This is a genomic window from Paraburkholderia dipogonis (assembly GCF_046027395.1).
Classification (GTDB): Bacteria; Pseudomonadota; Gammaproteobacteria; order Burkholderiales; family Burkholderiaceae; genus Paraburkholderia; species Paraburkholderia dipogonis_A.
In genome coordinates this window covers 36,976-53,663 of the sequence record NZ_JAQQEG010000030.1, presented here as the reverse complement: position 1 = coordinate 53,663, position 16,688 = coordinate 36,976, and the positions used below count along the sequence as shown (strand labels likewise).

The 16,688-nt window shown below is 62.5% G+C and carries 16 protein-coding genes; 8 read left to right on the top strand and 8 right to left on the bottom strand.

Translation table 11 applies throughout. The annotated features are described in order from the left end of the window. Window positions 1–64: 64 nt before the first annotated feature. The gene (locus PQR32_RS27880; RefSeq protein ID WP_408234501.1) at window positions 65–1,006 is read left to right on the top strand and encodes a hypothetical protein; all 942 of its coding nucleotides are present in this window, start codon (window positions 65–67) and stop codon (window positions 1,004–1,006) included. 38 nt (window positions 1,007–1,044) lie between these two features. Here the strand turns inward: PQR32_RS27880 and PQR32_RS27875 are convergent, their stop codons facing one another. Continuing rightward, complete coding sequence (locus PQR32_RS27875) at window positions 1,045–1,953, bottom strand: LysR family transcriptional regulator (RefSeq protein ID WP_408234498.1); 909 nt, start codon at window positions 1,951–1,953, stop codon at window positions 1,045–1,047. Between the two features lie 137 nt (window positions 1,954–2,090). Here PQR32_RS27875 and PQR32_RS27870 point away from each other — a divergent pair, with 137 nt between their 5' ends. After that, on the top strand, window positions 2,091–3,167 hold the full coding sequence (locus PQR32_RS27870) for an SDR family oxidoreductase (RefSeq protein ID WP_408234495.1): 1,077 nt from the start codon (window positions 2,091–2,093) through the stop codon (window positions 3,165–3,167). A gap of 76 nt (window positions 3,168–3,243) precedes the next feature. Beyond that, entirely contained in the window at window positions 3,244–4,386 is a 1,143-nt protein-coding gene (locus tag PQR32_RS27865) for a nucleoside hydrolase (protein WP_408234492.1), read from the top strand. A 41-nt stretch (window positions 4,387–4,427) separates the two neighbouring features. Here PQR32_RS27865 and PQR32_RS27860 read toward each other — a convergent pair whose 3' ends face one another. Continuing rightward, entirely contained in the window at window positions 4,428–5,384 is a 957-nt protein-coding gene (locus PQR32_RS27860) for a LysR family transcriptional regulator (RefSeq protein ID WP_408234489.1), read from the bottom strand. A gap of 737 nt (window positions 5,385–6,121) precedes the next feature. Next, complete coding sequence (locus PQR32_RS27855; RefSeq protein ID WP_408234486.1) at window positions 6,122–7,174, bottom strand: NAD(P)-dependent alcohol dehydrogenase; 1,053 nt, start codon at window positions 7,172–7,174, stop codon at window positions 6,122–6,124. 317 nt (window positions 7,175–7,491) lie between these two features. Here PQR32_RS27855 and PQR32_RS27850 point away from each other — a divergent pair, with 317 nt between their 5' ends. After that, a complete protein-coding gene (locus PQR32_RS27850; RefSeq protein ID WP_408234483.1) occupies window positions 7,492–8,460 on the top strand; it encodes an AraC family transcriptional regulator in 969 nt (322 codons plus the stop codon). Between the two features lie 25 nt (window positions 8,461–8,485). Here the strand turns inward: PQR32_RS27850 and PQR32_RS27845 are convergent, their stop codons facing one another. The 3 genes from PQR32_RS27845 to PQR32_RS27835 form a co-directional block, all read right to left on the bottom strand. Beyond that, window positions 8,486–9,262, bottom strand: coding sequence for a molybdopterin-dependent oxidoreductase (locus PQR32_RS27845; protein ID WP_408234480.1), 777 nt, complete (start codon window positions 9,260–9,262; stop codon window positions 8,486–8,488). Further along, entirely contained in the window at window positions 9,259–9,891 is a 633-nt protein-coding gene (locus PQR32_RS27840; RefSeq protein ID WP_408234477.1) for a cytochrome b/b6 domain-containing protein, read from the bottom strand. Before PQR32_RS27840 ends, PQR32_RS27845 begins: the two co-directional genes overlap by 4 nt. 93 nt (window positions 9,892–9,984) lie before the next feature. Continuing rightward, window positions 9,985–10,617 (bottom strand): hypothetical protein, encoded by a 633-nt coding sequence (locus PQR32_RS27835; RefSeq protein ID WP_408234474.1) that lies wholly within the window; start codon window positions 10,615–10,617, stop codon window positions 9,985–9,987. Window positions 10,618–10,810: 193 nt separating this feature from the next. Between PQR32_RS27835 and PQR32_RS27830 the strand changes: the two genes are divergently transcribed. Both PQR32_RS27830 and PQR32_RS27825 read left to right on the top strand, forming a co-directional pair. Next, window positions 10,811–11,482 (top strand): heavy metal response regulator transcription factor, encoded by a 672-nt coding sequence (locus PQR32_RS27830; protein ID WP_408234471.1) that lies wholly within the window; start codon window positions 10,811–10,813, stop codon window positions 11,480–11,482. Beyond that, window positions 11,479–12,879 carry a heavy metal sensor histidine kinase gene (locus PQR32_RS27825; protein ID WP_408234468.1) on the top strand — a complete coding sequence of 467 codons (1,401 nt, stop codon included), beginning with the start codon at window positions 11,479–11,481 and terminating at the stop codon, window positions 12,877–12,879. Before PQR32_RS27830 ends, PQR32_RS27825 begins: the two co-directional genes overlap by 4 nt. A gap of 29 nt (window positions 12,880–12,908) precedes the next feature. On the opposite strand, the gene PQR32_RS27820 is transcribed toward PQR32_RS27825, so the two are convergent. Then, complete coding sequence (locus PQR32_RS27820) at window positions 12,909–13,250, bottom strand: zinc ribbon domain-containing protein YjdM (RefSeq protein ID WP_408234465.1); 342 nt, start codon at window positions 13,248–13,250, stop codon at window positions 12,909–12,911. A gap of 271 nt (window positions 13,251–13,521) precedes the next feature. On the opposite strand from PQR32_RS27820, the gene PQR32_RS27815 reads away from it, so the two are divergent. Beyond that, window positions 13,522–13,824, top strand: a complete 303-nt coding sequence (locus PQR32_RS27815) for a putative quinol monooxygenase (RefSeq protein WP_408234462.1) — start codon at window positions 13,522–13,524, stop codon at window positions 13,822–13,824. Window positions 13,825–13,992: 168 nt separating this feature from the next. Here PQR32_RS27815 and PQR32_RS27810 read toward each other — a convergent pair whose 3' ends face one another. Next, window positions 13,993–15,480, bottom strand: coding sequence for a sensor domain-containing diguanylate cyclase (locus PQR32_RS27810; RefSeq protein ID WP_408234459.1), 1,488 nt, complete (start codon window positions 15,478–15,480; stop codon window positions 13,993–13,995). 256 nt (window positions 15,481–15,736) lie between these two features. On the opposite strand from PQR32_RS27810, the gene PQR32_RS27805 reads away from it, so the two are divergent. After that, the gene (locus tag PQR32_RS27805; RefSeq protein WP_408234456.1) at window positions 15,737–16,669 is read left to right on the top strand and encodes a 2-hydroxyacid dehydrogenase; all 933 of its coding nucleotides are present in this window, start codon (window positions 15,737–15,739) and stop codon (window positions 16,667–16,669) included. Window positions 16,670–16,688 lie beyond the last annotated feature (19 nt).

Genomic DNA, 16,688 nt, shown 5'->3' with positions numbered 1-16,688 from the left:
TGCTCGGAGACGAGCCGGAACGTATTATCACGGCGAAATAATCCAGGATTCAATGAGACAGTGAATGAGTGCGCCGGAAAGTTCGAATTCCAAAGCCCCGCCTAGCCTGTTATCCGATAAGGCTAAAGGCGCCGATGGCAATGGTTCGCGAATTCTTGCGAACCTCGAAGGCCGCGTTGCGCCGCCTACGGAAAAACCACGCCGGTCGAAAGCGCCGCTTCTATTGGTCGCCTTGCTCGTGATCGCAGCGGGCGGCTGGGGTGCGTGGCATATGCAGCAGCGTACACAGAGCGAGTCGCTGGCAGCGGCGACGCCGGCCAGTGGAGAGAAAACTGCTGCGGCGGCGGTTGCCGCGAGCGCCGCGCCACAGGTCGTCGCCAAAGCTGAGGCACCGGCTCCGGCTTCCTCGCAAGCGGCGACGATCGTTGCCGACGATAGCGACAGCAAAGCCGCCGCGGCGTCCGCCACGGCGCCCGCCAGCGACGGCAGCCGTCTGTCGCGCGCGCTCGCCGACGGCGCGGAGTCGAGCAGCGCACCTGCACCGGTTGCATCCGCAACGGCCGCTTCCGCAGTCGCGGTGCCGGCGGCGAAGCATGGCAAAAGCGCAACGGCTGTGGCCAGCAAGGAGAAGCACGAGAGCGCGGTCCACGGCAAGAAGGACAGCGCCACGGCCAGCAATCGTCATGCGAGCGCGCCGACCGCGGTCGCTCAGTCGAAGAAAACGCGCGCGAGTGGTAGTGCTTCGAAAGATGATTCGGATGCCGATCTATTGGCCGCGCTCGTCGCGCGGACCAAACCGGCGGATGCCAAGGCCGCGGAAGGCAATCCCGCGACCAGGATCAGCGCATCGGCAACGCCTGGCAACGCCAAGTTGGCTGAACGCGTGAAAGAGTGCGGACAGCGCGGCTTCTTCGAAGACCAGTTGTGCCGCTGGCGCGTATGTGATGGCCACTGGGGTAAGGATCCCGCATGTCCGGGTTCGGCGCAGCAGGCCCGTCAGCCTTAGTCACGCTTCATCAGGCAAACCGTCGCTCGCCATGCGCGTCATTCGACGCGCATGCGCTCCACCAGAAAATCAAGCAATACGCGCACGCGGGCGGGGAGATGGCCGCCCTGGCCGAGATAGAGCGCGTTGACCGGTTCCGTATCGCCGGGGCTGCACGCGTCGAGGAGTACGACAAGGCGCCCCGCAGCCACATCGTCGCGCACCTGAAACGCGGCGAGCCGCGCGAGGCCCACACCGGCTAACGCCAACTGACGGAGTGTCTCGCCGTCGCTGACCACTGCATTGCCTGCCACCGGCACGTCGATCGCGTTGCCCCTGGCGTCGAGCAGCGGCCAGCCGCTCATGGCTCTTGCAAAACCGAAGCCGAGCCGGTTGTGCGCATTCAGATCCCCAGGCGTTTGCGGTGTGCCATGACGCGCCAGATAGGCTGGCGCGCCCACGATCACCATCTTCGCGTCACCCAGTTTGCGTGCCACCATTTGCGAGTCCTTCAGCGGGCCGCTGCGCAGCGCGATATCGGTACGCTGTTCCAGCAGATCGATGACCTGATCGGTCAGCACGATATCGAGCGTGATGCCGGGATGCGCGTCGAGAAATGCCGGCACCAGTGGCAGCAGGAAGTGCCGGCCGAGCGGAACGTTCGCATGCACGCGCAGGCGGCCGCGCGGCGTGGCGCCCGTGGCTGCGCCGCGCTCGGTTTCGTCGAGGTCGGCAAGCACGCGCACGCCGCGCTCATAAAACACGCAGCCCTCGGGCGTGAGTTGCAGATTACGGGTCGAGCGATTGAGAAGGCGAGCGCCCAGCCGCGCTTCGAGACGCGCCACCAGCTTGCTGACCGCCGAGGGCGTCATGCCCAACGCGCGCGCCGCCGCCGAAAAGCCGCCTAGTTCGACCGACCGCACGAAGACTTCGAGTTCGCCGGAACGGTTCACATCCAAACGTGCCATCGTGAGTTCGATTCACAGGTGATATGCCAACGGGCAGTCTACCGAAAGCGCGCTAGCGCCGATATCTTTCAATCACCGAACGGCACGCGTCGCGTGAACCGTTGCAACGAACGAATGAAATGAGGAGGAGCTTCGCCGTGACCGCAACAAAAAAGGTGGCGCTGGTGGTGGGCGCGCAAGGTGTGATCGGACGCAATCTGGTCGCTCATCTCGCCCCGCTCGACGATTGGGAGGTGATCGGCCTCGCGCGTCGCGGTGGAACTGCAGCGGAACGGGTGCAATACATCGCGGTCGATCTGCTCGATTCAGCCGACGCGCGGACGAAACTGCGCTCGCTCGATCGCGTCACGCACGTCTTCTATGCGGCGTATCAGGATCGCCCGACATGGGCCGAACTCGTGCCGCCGAACCTGGCGATGCTGGTCAACGTGCTCGATGCAATCGAACCGGTCGCCGCAGGTTTGCAGCACGTGAGCCTGATGCAGGGCTACAAGGTGTACGGTGGCCACCTCGGTCCGTTCAAGACGCCGGCGCGCGAGGACGACGCGCACTTCATGCCGCCCGAGTTCATGTTCGATCAGCAGACCTTTCTCGAGTCGCGGCAAGCGGGTAAGCGCTGGAGCTGGTCGGCAATACGTCCTTCGGTGGTGGGTGGTTTCGCGCTAGGCAATCCGATGAATCTCGCAGTGGCGATTGCTGTGTATGCGTCGATGTCGAAGGAACTCGGCGTGCCGTTGCGCTTTCTAGGCAAACCCGGTGCATACGATAAGCTGCTCGAAATGACCGATGCCGGATTGCTTGCGCGTGCAACGGTCTGGGCCGCGACGGAAACGCGCGCCGCGAATCAGGCGTTCAACATCAATAATGGCGATCTGTTTCGCTGGAACGACATGTGGCCGAAGATCGCCCGCTATTTCGAACTCGACGTGGCGCCGCCGTTGCCGATGTCGCTGGACACGGTCATGGCCGACAAGGAGCCCTTGTGGAATGCGCTGACCGGGAAGCACGGTCTACAGCCGGTTTCTTATCGGGACGTGTCGTCATGGCGTTTCGCCGATTTCGTTTTCTCGTGGGATTACGACATGTTCGGTGACGGTTCAAAGGCGCGGCGCTTCGGTTTTCACGAATTTGTCGATACGGAAACGATGTTTGCCGGCATTTTCGACGACCTCCGGCGCCGCAAGCTGATTCCGGGAATTACCCATTTGACATGACGATTTGATTTCATCTGGATTACGTCTATGATGAGCCTCCTTCGCGCGGCACAGCGCTATAAAAAAGGAGACATCAGTGAAGCGACTTCTCGTGGCTTTGACGTGTGTGGCAAGCGTGACAACCGTTATGGCGCTTTCGGCGTGTGGCGGCAGCGAGATCAATGCGCAGGACCCGCCCAAAGTGATTATCGACAGCGACTACAACACGCTGAGCGACGATGGTCAACTCGGCGTCATGGCCGCGCAATTGCAGGCGCAAGGCTCGTTGAAAGTGCTCGGCATTACGGTGGTTTCCGGCAATCAATGGCTGAAGCAGGGCGTGGCGGATGCATTGAAATCGGTCGAACGTCTGGGCGTCGAAAATCAGATCGGCGTGTATGCGGGCGCCAATTACGCTTTGTCTCACGACCTCGCCACCATTCAGGCCGAGCAGAAGCAATTCCCCGGCGGCGATGGCTATCTCGGCGCTTGGAATACGCCCGAGCCGAAATCCGACAGCGACCTCGTCGCGCCGCCTGACGGCTTCGCCACGCACACCAAGGTGCAGAGCAAGAGCGCGGTGGATTTCATCGTCGACTCGGTGAAGCAGTATCCCGGCGAGGTGACGATTCTCGCGATCGGCCCGCTGACCAACATTGCGCTCGCCACGCGTCAGCATCCGGAGATCGTGCCGTTGATCAAGCAGATCATTTACATGGGCGGTGCGATCGACGTGCCGGGCAACACCACGCCGACTGCCGAGTTCAACTGGTGGTTCGATCCGGAGGCGGCGAAGACCGTGTTGCGTCTGCCGATCAAACAGGTGGTGATTCCGCTCGATGTGACGGACACCGTGAAGATGGACAAAGCGCTGTACGATCGTGTCGCGCACGACCCGACGAAGCAGACCATCATCACGCAGTTGTTCAAGACGTTGAACGGTTACGGTTTCGACGGCAAGAACGGCTTCGAGACCAACCCGAACTACACGACGAACATCTGGGACACGCTGACACTCGCGTATCTGATGCATCCTTCGTTCGCCACGCAGACCGTGGATGAGTGGGTGGATGTGGATATGAGCTTCGGTGCGAACGATGGCAAGGCTACCGGTTATACGAGTTCGCCGCCGGCGGGATTGCAGAAGATGACGGTGGTGAAACGCTTCGACAATCCGAATTTCTTCAACTTCTATGTTGATCTGCTGACGCGGCCGGTGCCGGTCAAGTTAGCAAACTGATGCGGTTGTCTACCGCGCTGCGCGCCTGCATTCGACCCGCCTCAGGCGGGATGCAGGCCGCGCAGCAACTGACGGACACGCGAGAGATCCTGATCGACGTGCTCCGCTTTCTCGAACAACTCCGCCAGCCAGTCCACGAACGCGCGCACGCGCGGCGACACGCGGCGATTCTTTACGTAGGCGACCGAGACCGGCATCGGCACGGGTTTCCATTGCGGCAGGACTTCGCGCAATAGTCCCGAGTCGAGGTACGGTTGCGCGGCGATCCGCGCGGGCTGGATCAAGCCGAGACCTTGCAGGCCGCAGGTTAGATAGGCTTGTTCGTCGCTGACCTTGACGAAGCCTTTCACCTTGACGTTTTGCGCTTCGCCGTCCACTTCGAAATCGAAGTCCACTTCGCGGCCGTTGTGGGGCGACATGCAATTGACGGCCACATGTCCACGCAAATCGTCGAGGTCCACGGGCGTGCCGTAGCGGGCCAGGTAGACCGGACTCGCGCAGGTCACATGCTCGAGGGTGCCGAGTTGACGCGCGACCAGATTCGAATCCGGCAATTCGCCGAGCTGGATGCTGCAGTCGATGGCTTCGGTGATCAGATCGACGGTGCGGTTGCTGATGCCGATGGCGAGATCGAGGTTAGGGTAGCGGGTGTGGAAGTCGTCCAATGCTGGCAGCACGATGGCGCTTGCTACGGCGCCGGGCATTTCGATGCGCAGACGACCGGTCAGGTTATCCGTCGCGTGGCGGATGCTGGCTTCCATCTCGTCGATGTCGGCGAGGATTTGCGCGCAACGTTCGTAGTAGGCCGCGCCTTCGGGTGTGACGCTTAGGCGCCGCGTTGTGCGGGCTAGCAGGACGGTGCCTAATAGCGCTTCCAGATTCTGGACGATGGTGGTCGCCGTGGCGCGCGGAATGTTCAATGACTCCGCTGCGCGGGTGAAGCTGTTGGTGTCCACGATTCGGATGAATGTGCGCATTGCAGTTATTCTGTCAATCACGGTTTCATGCTCCAGTCGGGGGTTGAGGTTTTTGATGTTGCTCTGTTGCCTGCGCGGCGGTTTTAGGGGTGCTCTTTGGGTGTTGGCCTTTCCTTGCTTTGTTAGTGGTCTATTAGTGTTGCCCCTGTGCGGGGCGGCACTTACTTCTCTTTGCCGCCGCAAAGAGAAGTAAGCAAGAGAAAGCGGCTCAAACCGCTAACTCTTAAGCGGGTCCTTCGCACAGTTGCGGTAGCGGTGCATCTGGAATCTGTGTTATCGCACATTCGGCGCGAGTGACAAGGCCGTCATACTTCCCGCCTCGCGCTCCGCGCTCGCCGGAGCGGTCCGCTGAAACCATCGGCTTGGATTGTGCGGGGGCATTGGCTTCGCCTCGGCGACACGCCAAGAAAACCAGCGAGGGTAATGAACTACCGCGGGGGCGCGCGCAGCGCCGCCGGAAGAATGACTGCTTTGTCAGTATGGCTAAATGTGCGAGGGCACAGATTCCAGATGGACCACTACCGTGGCTGTGCGGGGGACCCGCTTAAGAGTTAGCGGTTTGAGCCGCTTTCTCTTGCCTACTTCTCTTTGCGGCGGCAAAGAGAAGTAGGTGCCGCCCCGCACAGGGGCAACGCTAATAGACCACTAACAAAGCAAGGAAAGGCCAAAACCCAAAGACCATAGCCAAAAAAACAACCTACAAAAAAACCCACGCCACAAGCCAAAAAAACCGCGGCGCGAGCCAAAAAAAACAACCATCACTTCCGCAAGGAATCCAAATCAACCACAAACCGATACTTAACATCACTCTTCAGCATCCGCTCATAAGCCTCATTAATCCCCTGCATAGGAATCACTTCAATATCAGAAGTAATCCCATGTTCCCCGCAGAAGTCCAACATCTCCTGCGTCTCAGCAATCCCACCAATCAGCGACCCAGCCAACCGGCGACGCTTGAAAATCAGATTAAACACTTGCGGCGACGGATGATCATGCTCCGGCGCGCCAACCAGCGTCATAGTCCCATCCCGCTTGAGCAGATTCAAAAACGGATTCAAATCATGCTGGGCAGCAACCGTATTCAGAATGAAGTCGAAGCTATTCAAGTGCGCTTCCATCTCCGCAGCATTCTTCGAAATCACGACCTCATGCGCACCCAACCGCTTCGCATCTTCGATCTTCGACGGCGACGTCGTGAACAGCACAACATGCGCACCCATCGCACGCGCGAGCTTCACACCCATATGCCCCAAACCGCCAAGGCCGACAATGCCGACCTTCTTGCCAGGACCAGCACCCCAGGTCCGCAGCGGCGAATACGTCGTGATCCCAGCGCACAGCAACGGCGCCACACCAGCAGGATCGAGATTCTCCGGCACACGCAGCGTGAACGCTTCATCCACGACGAGCTGCGTGGAATAACCACCGTAAGTGATCTGACCATCGACCCGATCAACGCCGTTATACGTGCCGACAAAACCGTTCTCGCAATATTGCTCGAGATCTTCTTTGCAACTCGCACACGTGCGGCACGAATCCACCAGACAGCCAACGCCGACCAGATCGCCAGCCTTGTACTTCGTCACGTCCGGACCAACCGCGGTCACGCGGCCGACAATCTCATGGCCCGGCACGACCGGAAACACGGTGTTCTTCCATTCGTTGCGCGCCTGATGCAAATCGGAATGGCACACGCCGCAAAACAGAACTTCCATCTGCACGTCATGGGCGCGCAGTTCGCGGCGCTGGATTTCGAACGGGGCGAGCGGCGCGGTAGCGTCGGTCGCTGCATAGGCATAAGTCGTGCTCATGGGTAGCTCCAGCAAAGAGGGTGAAGTTGCAAGGCGCCGGCGATGGGCGACGTATGTCGCCGATGTGGCCAACCTCGTCATGAACCGGATCACGGCGCGGGCGGTGGCTGGCAAATTCGTCAAACTGGGAATTGGCAACCGAGCCCGGCGCAGCGCGGAAAAGGATGATCCGGCAGGGTTCCCATGATAGGAGCGGCAAGCGACCCCGGGAATACCTGAATGTCTTGAAGATTTGCCTAAAACTCCTGGCGAGGAGCGCGATAGTTCGTTTGGTGCTAAATTTCAAGCATTATTCTCTCGCACGTCACTATACCGTCATGTCAACCCGTTCCGCTGAACCCGTCCCGGTCGATCGCGCCCAGCAGCGCGTGGTCGAATTATTCGATGTGCTCGCGCCCACCCCGGGCCTCACGCGCACGAGTCTCGAAGGCGTCAACCTCATGCGCGCGAATACGCCCATGCCGCGTATGCCGGTCATGTACGAGCCGAGCATCGTGATCGTCTGCCAGGGCCGCAAGCGCGGCTTTCTCGGCGATCAGGTGTTTCAGTACGACGCGCAGCAGTACCTGGTGCTCTCGGTGCCCTTGCCATTCGAATGCGAGACCGAGGCGAGCGCGGAAGAGCCGTTCCTTGCCATCTCGGTGCGCGTCGATCTGACCATGGTGGCCGAATTACTGATGGCGTTGAACGAAACGCAGGGCGCCGCGCAGAATGAACCCGTCGGCATCTATTCGACGCCGCTCGACCCGGCGCTGTGCAATGCGGTGCAACGTCTGATGGACGCGTTGGCTTCGCCGCTCGACGCGCGCATTCTCGCGCCCGGCGTGGTGCGCGAAATCTGTTATCGCGTGCTGACCGGCGAGCAGGGCGACGCGATTCGGGCGGCGCTCACGCATCAGAATCATTTCGGCCGCATTGCCAAGGCATTGCGGCGAATTCATGCGGGCTACCACGGCATGCTCGACGTCGATACGCTCGCGTCCGAAGCGGGCATGAGCCTCGCCGTGTTTCATGCGCAGTTCAAAGCGGTCACCGCCACTTCGCCAATGCAATACGTGAAGACCACGCGCTTGCATCACGCACGCTTGCTGATGGTGCAGGATGGATTGAATGCGGGCGCGGCCGCGGCGCGCGTCGGTTATGAAAGCGCATCGCAATTCAGCCGCGAGTTCAAGCGGCTGTTCGGCCTGAGCCCGGTCGACGAAGTGAAACGCATGCGCGCCGTCTACGATGCGCCGCCGCCGCGCGTGGTCAAGCCGGTGGCGCGTTACGTCACCGCAGTGTGATCGGGCAAGCGGGCCGCGCTACACGTTACAAACCGCTGAACCAGTTGTACCCCTGGTCTTCCCAATAGCCACCGGGATTCGTGTTGGTCACAAAAATCGCCGCGATGTGCTTGGGATTCTTGAAGCCGAGTTTGGTCGGCACACGCAGCTTCAGCGGGTAGCCGTATTTGGCCGGCAGCGGCTCATTGCGGAAGTCGAGCGTAAGCTGCGTCTGCGGATGCAAGGCCGTTGCCATGTCGAGACTGGAGTAATAACGGTCCGCGCATTTGAAGCCGACATAGCGCGCGTTCAGATCGGCGCCGATGCGCTCCAGAAACGTGCGAAACGGCACGCCGCGCCATTGTCCAATCGCGCTCCATCCTTCGATGCAGATGTGGCGCGTGATCTGCGAAGCCTGCGGCAACGCGCGTAGCTGATCGAGATTCCACGTGCGCTTGTCCGACACGAGCCCCGACACTTCCAGTTGATACGTCGAGCCGTCGATGTCCGGCGCGTCGAACTCCGGATAAAACGCATTGAACGGGAACGGGTCGGTGATTTCGCGCGCCGAATAGGTCGGTGCAAGCTTGTTGCGATCGAATAGCCAGCCCTGCACGCGATCGTTCCAGCGCGACATCGCCCAGAGCACCTTGTCGACCGAATCGCCGTCCTGCATGTTGCAGCCAGAGAGCATCGCCAGAGCGCCGATTGAGAGCGACGAGCGCAGGAACAGGCGTCGTTGCAGCCGCTCGATTTGCGGCTGATGATCGGCAAGCACGATGCGGGATCGACGCGCACCGTCGTTGGGTTTGGATGCGCTCATGCCTGGCTCCCTTCGTGCGCCGAATGCCGTGCGCGCCCTGTCAGCATCGGCAGCAACGTGCGCGGCACGAGCAGCACCAGCGCCAGATGCACAACCACGAAACCGACTACGCCGGCCATCGCGATGAAATGCACGCGCCGAGCGAAGTCGAAGCCACCGAATAGCGCGGTGAGCCACGAGAATTGCACGGGTTTCCAGATGGACAGCCCCGAGGCCACCAGCAGCACGCCAAGACATAGCACGAGCAGATACAGCGCACGCTGCACCGCGTTATATTTGCCAGTATCGTGCGGCAACTTGAACTGCAGCGCGAGGCTTGCGTCATGCACCACGTCGCGCGGATGAACCGGCAACAGCTTGCGGCGAAAATGCCCGCGCCCGAGGCCATACGCGAAATACAGCAGCCCGTTCGCGCAGAGCAGCCACATCGCTGCGAAATGCCACGCGATCGAGCCGCCCAGCCATCCGCCGACGGTCGCCCAAACCGGAAATCTGAACGGGAAGAACGGCGACGCGTTATAGATCGCCCAGCCGCTCATCACCATGCAGACCATCGCGAATGCGTTGATCCAGTGCGTGATTCGCACGACGAGCGGGTGAACGAGCAGGCGCGTTTGCGGTTCGGGCATGGTGCAAGGATCGCGAGACGAACAGGAAGTGGAAAGCCGCGCCATTGAAGAACGCGGCTGTTCAGGCAAACAGGAGAGCTGGCAAACGCCGTATTACATCGGCGGCGTCACGCCACGCTCGCCTGCGGAGATGAAGTTGGCGGCCATGGAGCCGTCGGCTTCCTTGTGGGCGAACAGCACGACTTTCGCGCCCGGCACCAGCAGCGAACGGTCACCCGGTTCCAGCGCGACGATAGGCACGTCTTGCGGAATCACGATTTTCTTTTCGCCGTCCTTGTACTTCACGGTGATCGTGCGGCCGTTGCTGACCACGAGCGAACCCACGGTGCCGTTGGTCATCGAACTGTTGCCGCCGAGATCCCACGGACGGTGGCCTTCGCCGGAGCCGCGCATGCTGGCCGGGAATACGTGCACTTCGAGCGCCTTCAGCGTGCCGTCCGCCTGCGGAATCGCGGCGGTGCCGACATAGCTGTCCGGCTTGATGTCGTTGATGTTGGCGATCACCACGCCGCGAATCGGCGTGTCCTTGGCGAGCTTCACGTCGACGTCCTTGCCGTCGCGCGTGTGGACCTTGAGCAGATCGCCCGACAGCGACGTCACCGTGCCACGCACGCCGGTAGGCGCGGCGTTCTGGGCCTGGGCCGCCGGTCCGGCGGCGAGCAAAACAGCGGCAACGAGCGCGGGGGCGGCGAAGGCGCGCAACGCGTGCGCGGAAACGATCTTCATGAATCTGCTCCAGGTGGTGAAGGATGGGGACAGATTAGACCCGGGACCGGCTCCGGCGAGTGACAGGCGGATGACAAAAACGTCATGAATGGCGCGCCGCGGCCACGTAAAATGGCCGGCATATCCACGTCCAGGATTCGGCGAGCGGCAGGGCGAAGCTCTGAACCAAAGCCGAATCGGAGCACCGAGCGCCATGAGCATCCTCGTCATCGAAGACGATCCGAAAACCGGCGACTACCTGAAGAAGGGTTTGCGCGAGAGCGGCTATGCGGTCGATCTCGCGCGCACCGGCACGGACGGCCTGCACATGGCGCTCGAAAATGCTTACGACCTCGTCGTGCTGGACGTGATGCTGCCCGGCATCGACGGCTGGGAAATCATGCGCGCGCTGCGGGCGCGGCGCGATCTGCCGGTGATTTTCCTGACCGCGCGCGATCACGTCACCGACCGTATTCGCGGTCTCGAACTCGGTGCGGACGATTATCTCGTCAAGCCGTTTTCATTTACGGAGCTGGTGCTGCGTATCCGCACACTGCTGCGCCGCGGCGTGATCCGTGAAAGCGACGTATTCGAAATCGCCGACCTCAAGCTCGACGTGCTGCGCCGCAAGGTGACGCGCGAAGGCGTGGAGATTCCGCTCACCAACAAGGAATTCATGCTGCTGCATCTGCTGGTACGCCGCCAGGGCGAAGCGCTGTCGCGCACGCAGATTGCCTCCGAAGTGTGGGACATGAACTTCGACAGCGACACCAACGTGGTCGACGTGGCCATCAAGCGGCTGCGCGCCAAGGTCGATCATCCGTTCGAAAAGAAGCTGATCCATACGGTGCGCAGCATTGGCTACACCTTCGGCGACGGCTCATGAAATTCTGGACCGGGCGCTCGCTCACGGCTCGCACCACGGTGCTGTTCGCGTCGATTGCGTGCGTGGTGATCGGCACGCTCGGCGCGTATTTCTATCACTCCGCGGAGGTGTCGTTGCAGCGCCGCGCCGACGTGGTGCTGACCGCTCGCGTCGAGCACTTCAGCCGCATCGTGCGCGATCTCTATTCGGTCAGCGAATTGAAGAGCCGGCCATTGCTGTTCGAGACCATGCTCGGCGCGGAACAGGACGTGCTGCTGTTTCGTCGTCCGGGCGAGGCGCCGTTCATCGACGTGAACCCGGCGGGCGTGGCGGTACCCGCGCTGCAAGCCGGCGTGGAGGGCCGCTTGCCGACCTTTGCCGACATCCGCCAGACGCAGTTGGCCAACGGTGTGCCGGTGCATTGGGCGATCGCCACCGCCAAAGCGCGTGAGGACGGCACCGAAGTCGAAGTGATCGCCGGCCATCCGATGACGCAGGAAGTGCGTATGCTGGCCGCGTACCGCGACCGCATCGTGCTGGCCACGCTGATCGGCATGCTGGCCGCGACGCTGCTCGCCTGGTACGTGCTGCGCCGCGCGTTGCGCCCGGTTCGCGAGATTGCCACGCGGGCCGCGCAGATCAGCCCCACAAGCCTGTCCGTGCGGCTCGACAGCGAGGCGGCGCCGCTCGAATTGCGCCAGCTCACGCACGCGTTCAACGCCATGCTCGACCGTCTCGCCGATGGTTATCAACGGCTCTCGCAGTTTTCCGCCGATCTGGCGCACGAGATCCGCACGCCGGTCGGCGCGTTGATCGGGCAGACTCAGGTGACGCTCGCACGGACCCGCGAGCCCGACGAATATCAGCAGGTGCTCGAATCGAATCTCGAAGAACTGAGCCGCCTGAGCCATATCGCGGAGAACATTCTGTTTCTCGCGCATGCGGACCATGCGGCGCTTTCAGTGGAACGCGAGCCGGTCGATCTGCGCGAGGAACTCGTCAGGATCGCAGACTATTTCGAAGGTCCCGCCGACGAACGCGGCATGCGCTTCGTGGTCGAGGCCGCAGGCGTGGCATCGGTCAATCCGATGCTGTGCCGCCGCGCGATCAACAACCTGGTCGTCAATGCCGTGCGTTACGGGGCAAGCGATACGGTGGTGCGTCTGCGTGGCGCACAGGACGAAGCGGGCGCCACCGTGGTGGTCGAAAACGACGGCGCGCCGATTCCCGAGGAGCAACTAGGCCGTCTGTTCGATCGCTTCTATCGCGCAGACGCGGCGCGCAGCGCGTTCACCGAGTCAAGCGGTCTGGGTCTCGCGATCGTCAAGGCGATCATGCATCTGCATGGCGGCACGGCGCGCGTGGTGTGTCCGGCGCCAGGCGTGGTGCGCTTCGAGTTGCGCTTTCCGGGCGTTTAGGCGCTGGCCGCCACGACCGGGGTTTGTGTTCAGACCTTCTTCAGATACGCGGCCTTCAGCATGAAGTTGCCGGCGTCCATCTTGCAGTCCACTTCATGATCGCCGCCGACAAGGCGAATGCTCTTCACCTTGGTGCCCATTTTCAGCGTGATCGACGAGCCTTTCACTTTCAGGTCCTTGATCAGCACGACGGCATCGCCATCGGCCAGCGAGTGGCCGTTGGCGTCCTTGACGACGCGCTCGTCGGCGTCGTCGGCGGACGGGGCGGCGTTCATCGGCCACTCATGCGCGCAGTCGGGGCAGACGTAGTTGTCGCCGTCCGGGTAGGTATTTTCCATTGCGCACTGCGGGCAGGCGGGAATTGTCGACATGATTTTCTTTCCAGACCGCGGCGCCGGGCTGCGGAAAACTTCAGGGTCGGCGAGTATAGCGGACGGGCGCCGGGCGGCCGGCGTCCGGTACGCCGGATGCTGCGCCAGCGCAAACCAGCGAATGCGGATGCCGGCGCGAGTGGCGTGTGGCGACGCTACACTGACAGCGGACTATACTTTTCGATAGCCTCGCGGCCCAGCAAGTTTCGTCACGCCTGGCGAAGCCTCGCAAAGCACACCATTGCTCGAATCTCACAGCAGGAGTTCTGTCATGGTCAAACTCGCACTGTACGTCCGTCTCGAAGCCAAGCCCGGCAAGGAAAAAGAGGTCGAAGCGTTTCTGCTCAGCGGCTTGCCGCTCGTCGAGGAGGAGCCGGGCACCGTCGCGTGGTTCGGTTTGAAGCTGGGGCCGTCCACGTTCGGTATCTTCGATGCCTTTCCGGATGAGGGCGGCCGTGACGCGCACCTGAACGGCAAGGTGGCGGCCGCGTTGATGGCGAAGGCGGGCGAACTGTTCGCGTCGCCGCCCACGATCGAAAAGGTCGATGTGCTGGCGGCCAAATTGCCGGGCTGAACCAGTTGCGGACGGCGCGGCGGGTCGCACGGTCTTCCCGCTTGCTCCCGCTTTCTCCCGTTTGCTGACACTGCCACGCGGAATATGGCGCTTATCGTGCCGGCGCTGCGCTGCGCTGCGCTGCGCTGCGCTGCGATCCTGCGCGCCGCGATCCGGCGCGTCCGCTTTTCAGCCGCCTGCCGCGTCGGCCGCGTTCGCAGCCGGCTGGTTCGCGTAGGTCGCGCGCTTTTCCTCGTACATCAGCAGATCGGCGCGCTGCACGCCCGCTTCGAGCCGGTCGCCGCGCTGGCAGGTAGCCGCGCCCATCGAGAAGCTGAGCGGCGAGCCCGGATAAAACTGATTGTTCAGTTCCACCAGTTGCCTGATCGCATCGACCATCGCGGCGCCGCCGCGCTCGTCGGTGTCCGGCATCAGGATCGCGAACTCGTCGCCGCCGATGCGCGCCGCATGAAAGGGCGCGTCGGTCGCCTTGGCTAACACCTCGCCGGCACGCCTGAGCAGCGCATCGCCCGCAGCGTGGCCGAGTTGATCGTTCACGCGTTTCAAACCGTTCAGATCGGCCATGATGATCGTCACGGGCCACGGGCCCTTGCGTTCGAGCCGGTTCAGTTCGTCCACGTAGAAGGAGCGGTTGCGCAGCTTGGTCAGCACGTCGTGCTTGCCGAGGAACTCGAGATAGGCCTCGGCCTTCTTGCGCGCGGTGATGTCCGTCAGCGCCACCAGCACCAGGTCCCAGGACTTCTCATGCCCCGGCAGGACGGAGAACTGCAGATGCACGTGCACCTCGCTGCCGTCGAGCGAATAGTTGAGCACTTCGCGCTGCTGGAACAGCTTGCCGTCCCACAGATCGACCAACTGCTCGCGGAAATGCGGACGCATGTCGTCACGGAACACGTCGGCGAGATGCGCCAGCAGCGTTTTCTTGTCTTTCGCCGCGAACATGTCGAGCGTGTGCTGGTTCACGTCGAGCACGTGGATTTCCTGCATGCAGCGCTCGACGAACTCGGGATGCACGTCCGTGAACACGCGGAAATCGTTGATGCCGGCCGCGCGCGCTTCGTCGAGCAGACGCTTGACCGCGCTGAAATCCTCCACCCAGAGCGACACCGGCGAATACTCGAACAGGCCGCGCACGTACTGTTCGGCAAGCGTCACGCGATGCCGCGCGCCTTCGAGTTCCGTAATGTCTTCGACCGATACCAGCACGCGGTCCCAGCGCGCCTCGTGGCCGGGCAGCACGGCGCCCTTGAGCAGCACGTCGAGACGCCGTCCGCCGAGCGTGTAGTTGACCGTCTGGCTGGTGAACTGCGATTGCCCGGCCCACAACTGGCATAGCTCTTCGAGGTGGGTCTTGAGCATGTCGTCGCGGAACACCGAGGCGAGATTGCCGGTGAGCGCTTCGAAATCGGCGGCCTCGAATTGCGTCAGCGTCTTCTGATTGACCTTGATGACGCGGATGCTGTGCGCGCATTGCGCGACGCAACCCGGATTGGCGGCGAAATGCGCGCGCAGATCGGTCACGCCGTCTGCCCGCCATGCGTCGAACAAGGTGCGCACGCCGCTGAAGTCTTCGAGCCAGAGCGAGACGGGCGCGAGTTCGAACATCTCGGAATCGTCGTTGGCGGGCGCAGGGCCGCGCGGGAGGATGTCCAGCATGTGGTTCTCAGGATCGGAAGTGCCGCTATTTTAAGACGGGTTGGCCGGTGGCTGAAAAGAAAGACCAGTTATGCATCATTTTCACGTCAGGCCATCCAACAGGATAACGGCGGGGTTCCGATGGACTTGAGGTGCGCCGGGGCCCATCCGGCAGGGCATCCAGCCCTCGGGACGCTTGCCGGCAAGCCTTCTGGAGCCTTGTTACACTGGCCTGAAACTTGTCCGGTCCATCCACGTTGCCAAGAAAACCGCCGCCATGAAGCCATCCCTGCTGGTTCTGATCCACCTCAACGATGCAAGCCGCGCCAGGATCGAGGCCGCGTTCGACGTCGTCTACGCGCCCGACGCCGCCGAGCGAGCCGCCGCGCTTGACGCGCACGGCGAGACGATTCGTGCCGTGCTGACCAACGGCACGACCGGGCTCACCGCCGCGGACATCGACCGCATGCCGCAGCTCGAACTGGTCAGCGCGCTGGGCGCCGGCTATGAAAACCTCGCCGTCGACCATGCCCGCTCGCGCGGTATCGTGCTGGTCAACGGCGCGGGCACCAACGATCATTGCGTGGCCGATCATGCGTTCGCCTTGCTGCTCGCGGTGGTGCGCGACGTGCCACAACTCGATCAGGCCACGCGCGAAGGCGTCTGGCGCGACACCTTGCCGATGCGCCCGAACGTCTCCGGCAAGCGCCTCGGCATCGTCGGGCTCGGTAACATCGGCGAGAAGGTCGCGCGCCGCGGCGCGGGCTTCGAGATGGAAATCGGCTATCACAACCGTAAGCCGCGTGAAGACTCGCCGCATCGGTACTTCGACAGCGTGGAAGGCCTCGCGCGCTGGAGCGACTTTTTGATCGTCGCGACGCCGGGCGGTGCGGGTACGCGTCATCTGATCGGCGCGGCGGTGTTTGACGCCCTCGGTCCGCACGGCTTCGTGGTCAACGTCTCGCGCGGCAGCGTGCTCGACACGGCGGCGCTCGCGCAGGCGCTTACAGCGGGCACGATCGCCGGCGCCGCGCTCGACGTCTACGAGGGCGAGCCCAATCCTCCCGAAGCCTTGCTGGCGCTGCGCAACGTAGTGTTGACGCCGCACGTGGGCGGCCGCTCACCGGAAGCGATCACGGCCTCAGTCGACAACTTTCTGAACAACGCCCGGCGGCATTTTGCGGGCGAACCGGTGTTGACGCCGATCTGACACGGATCGCGCTGCGCCT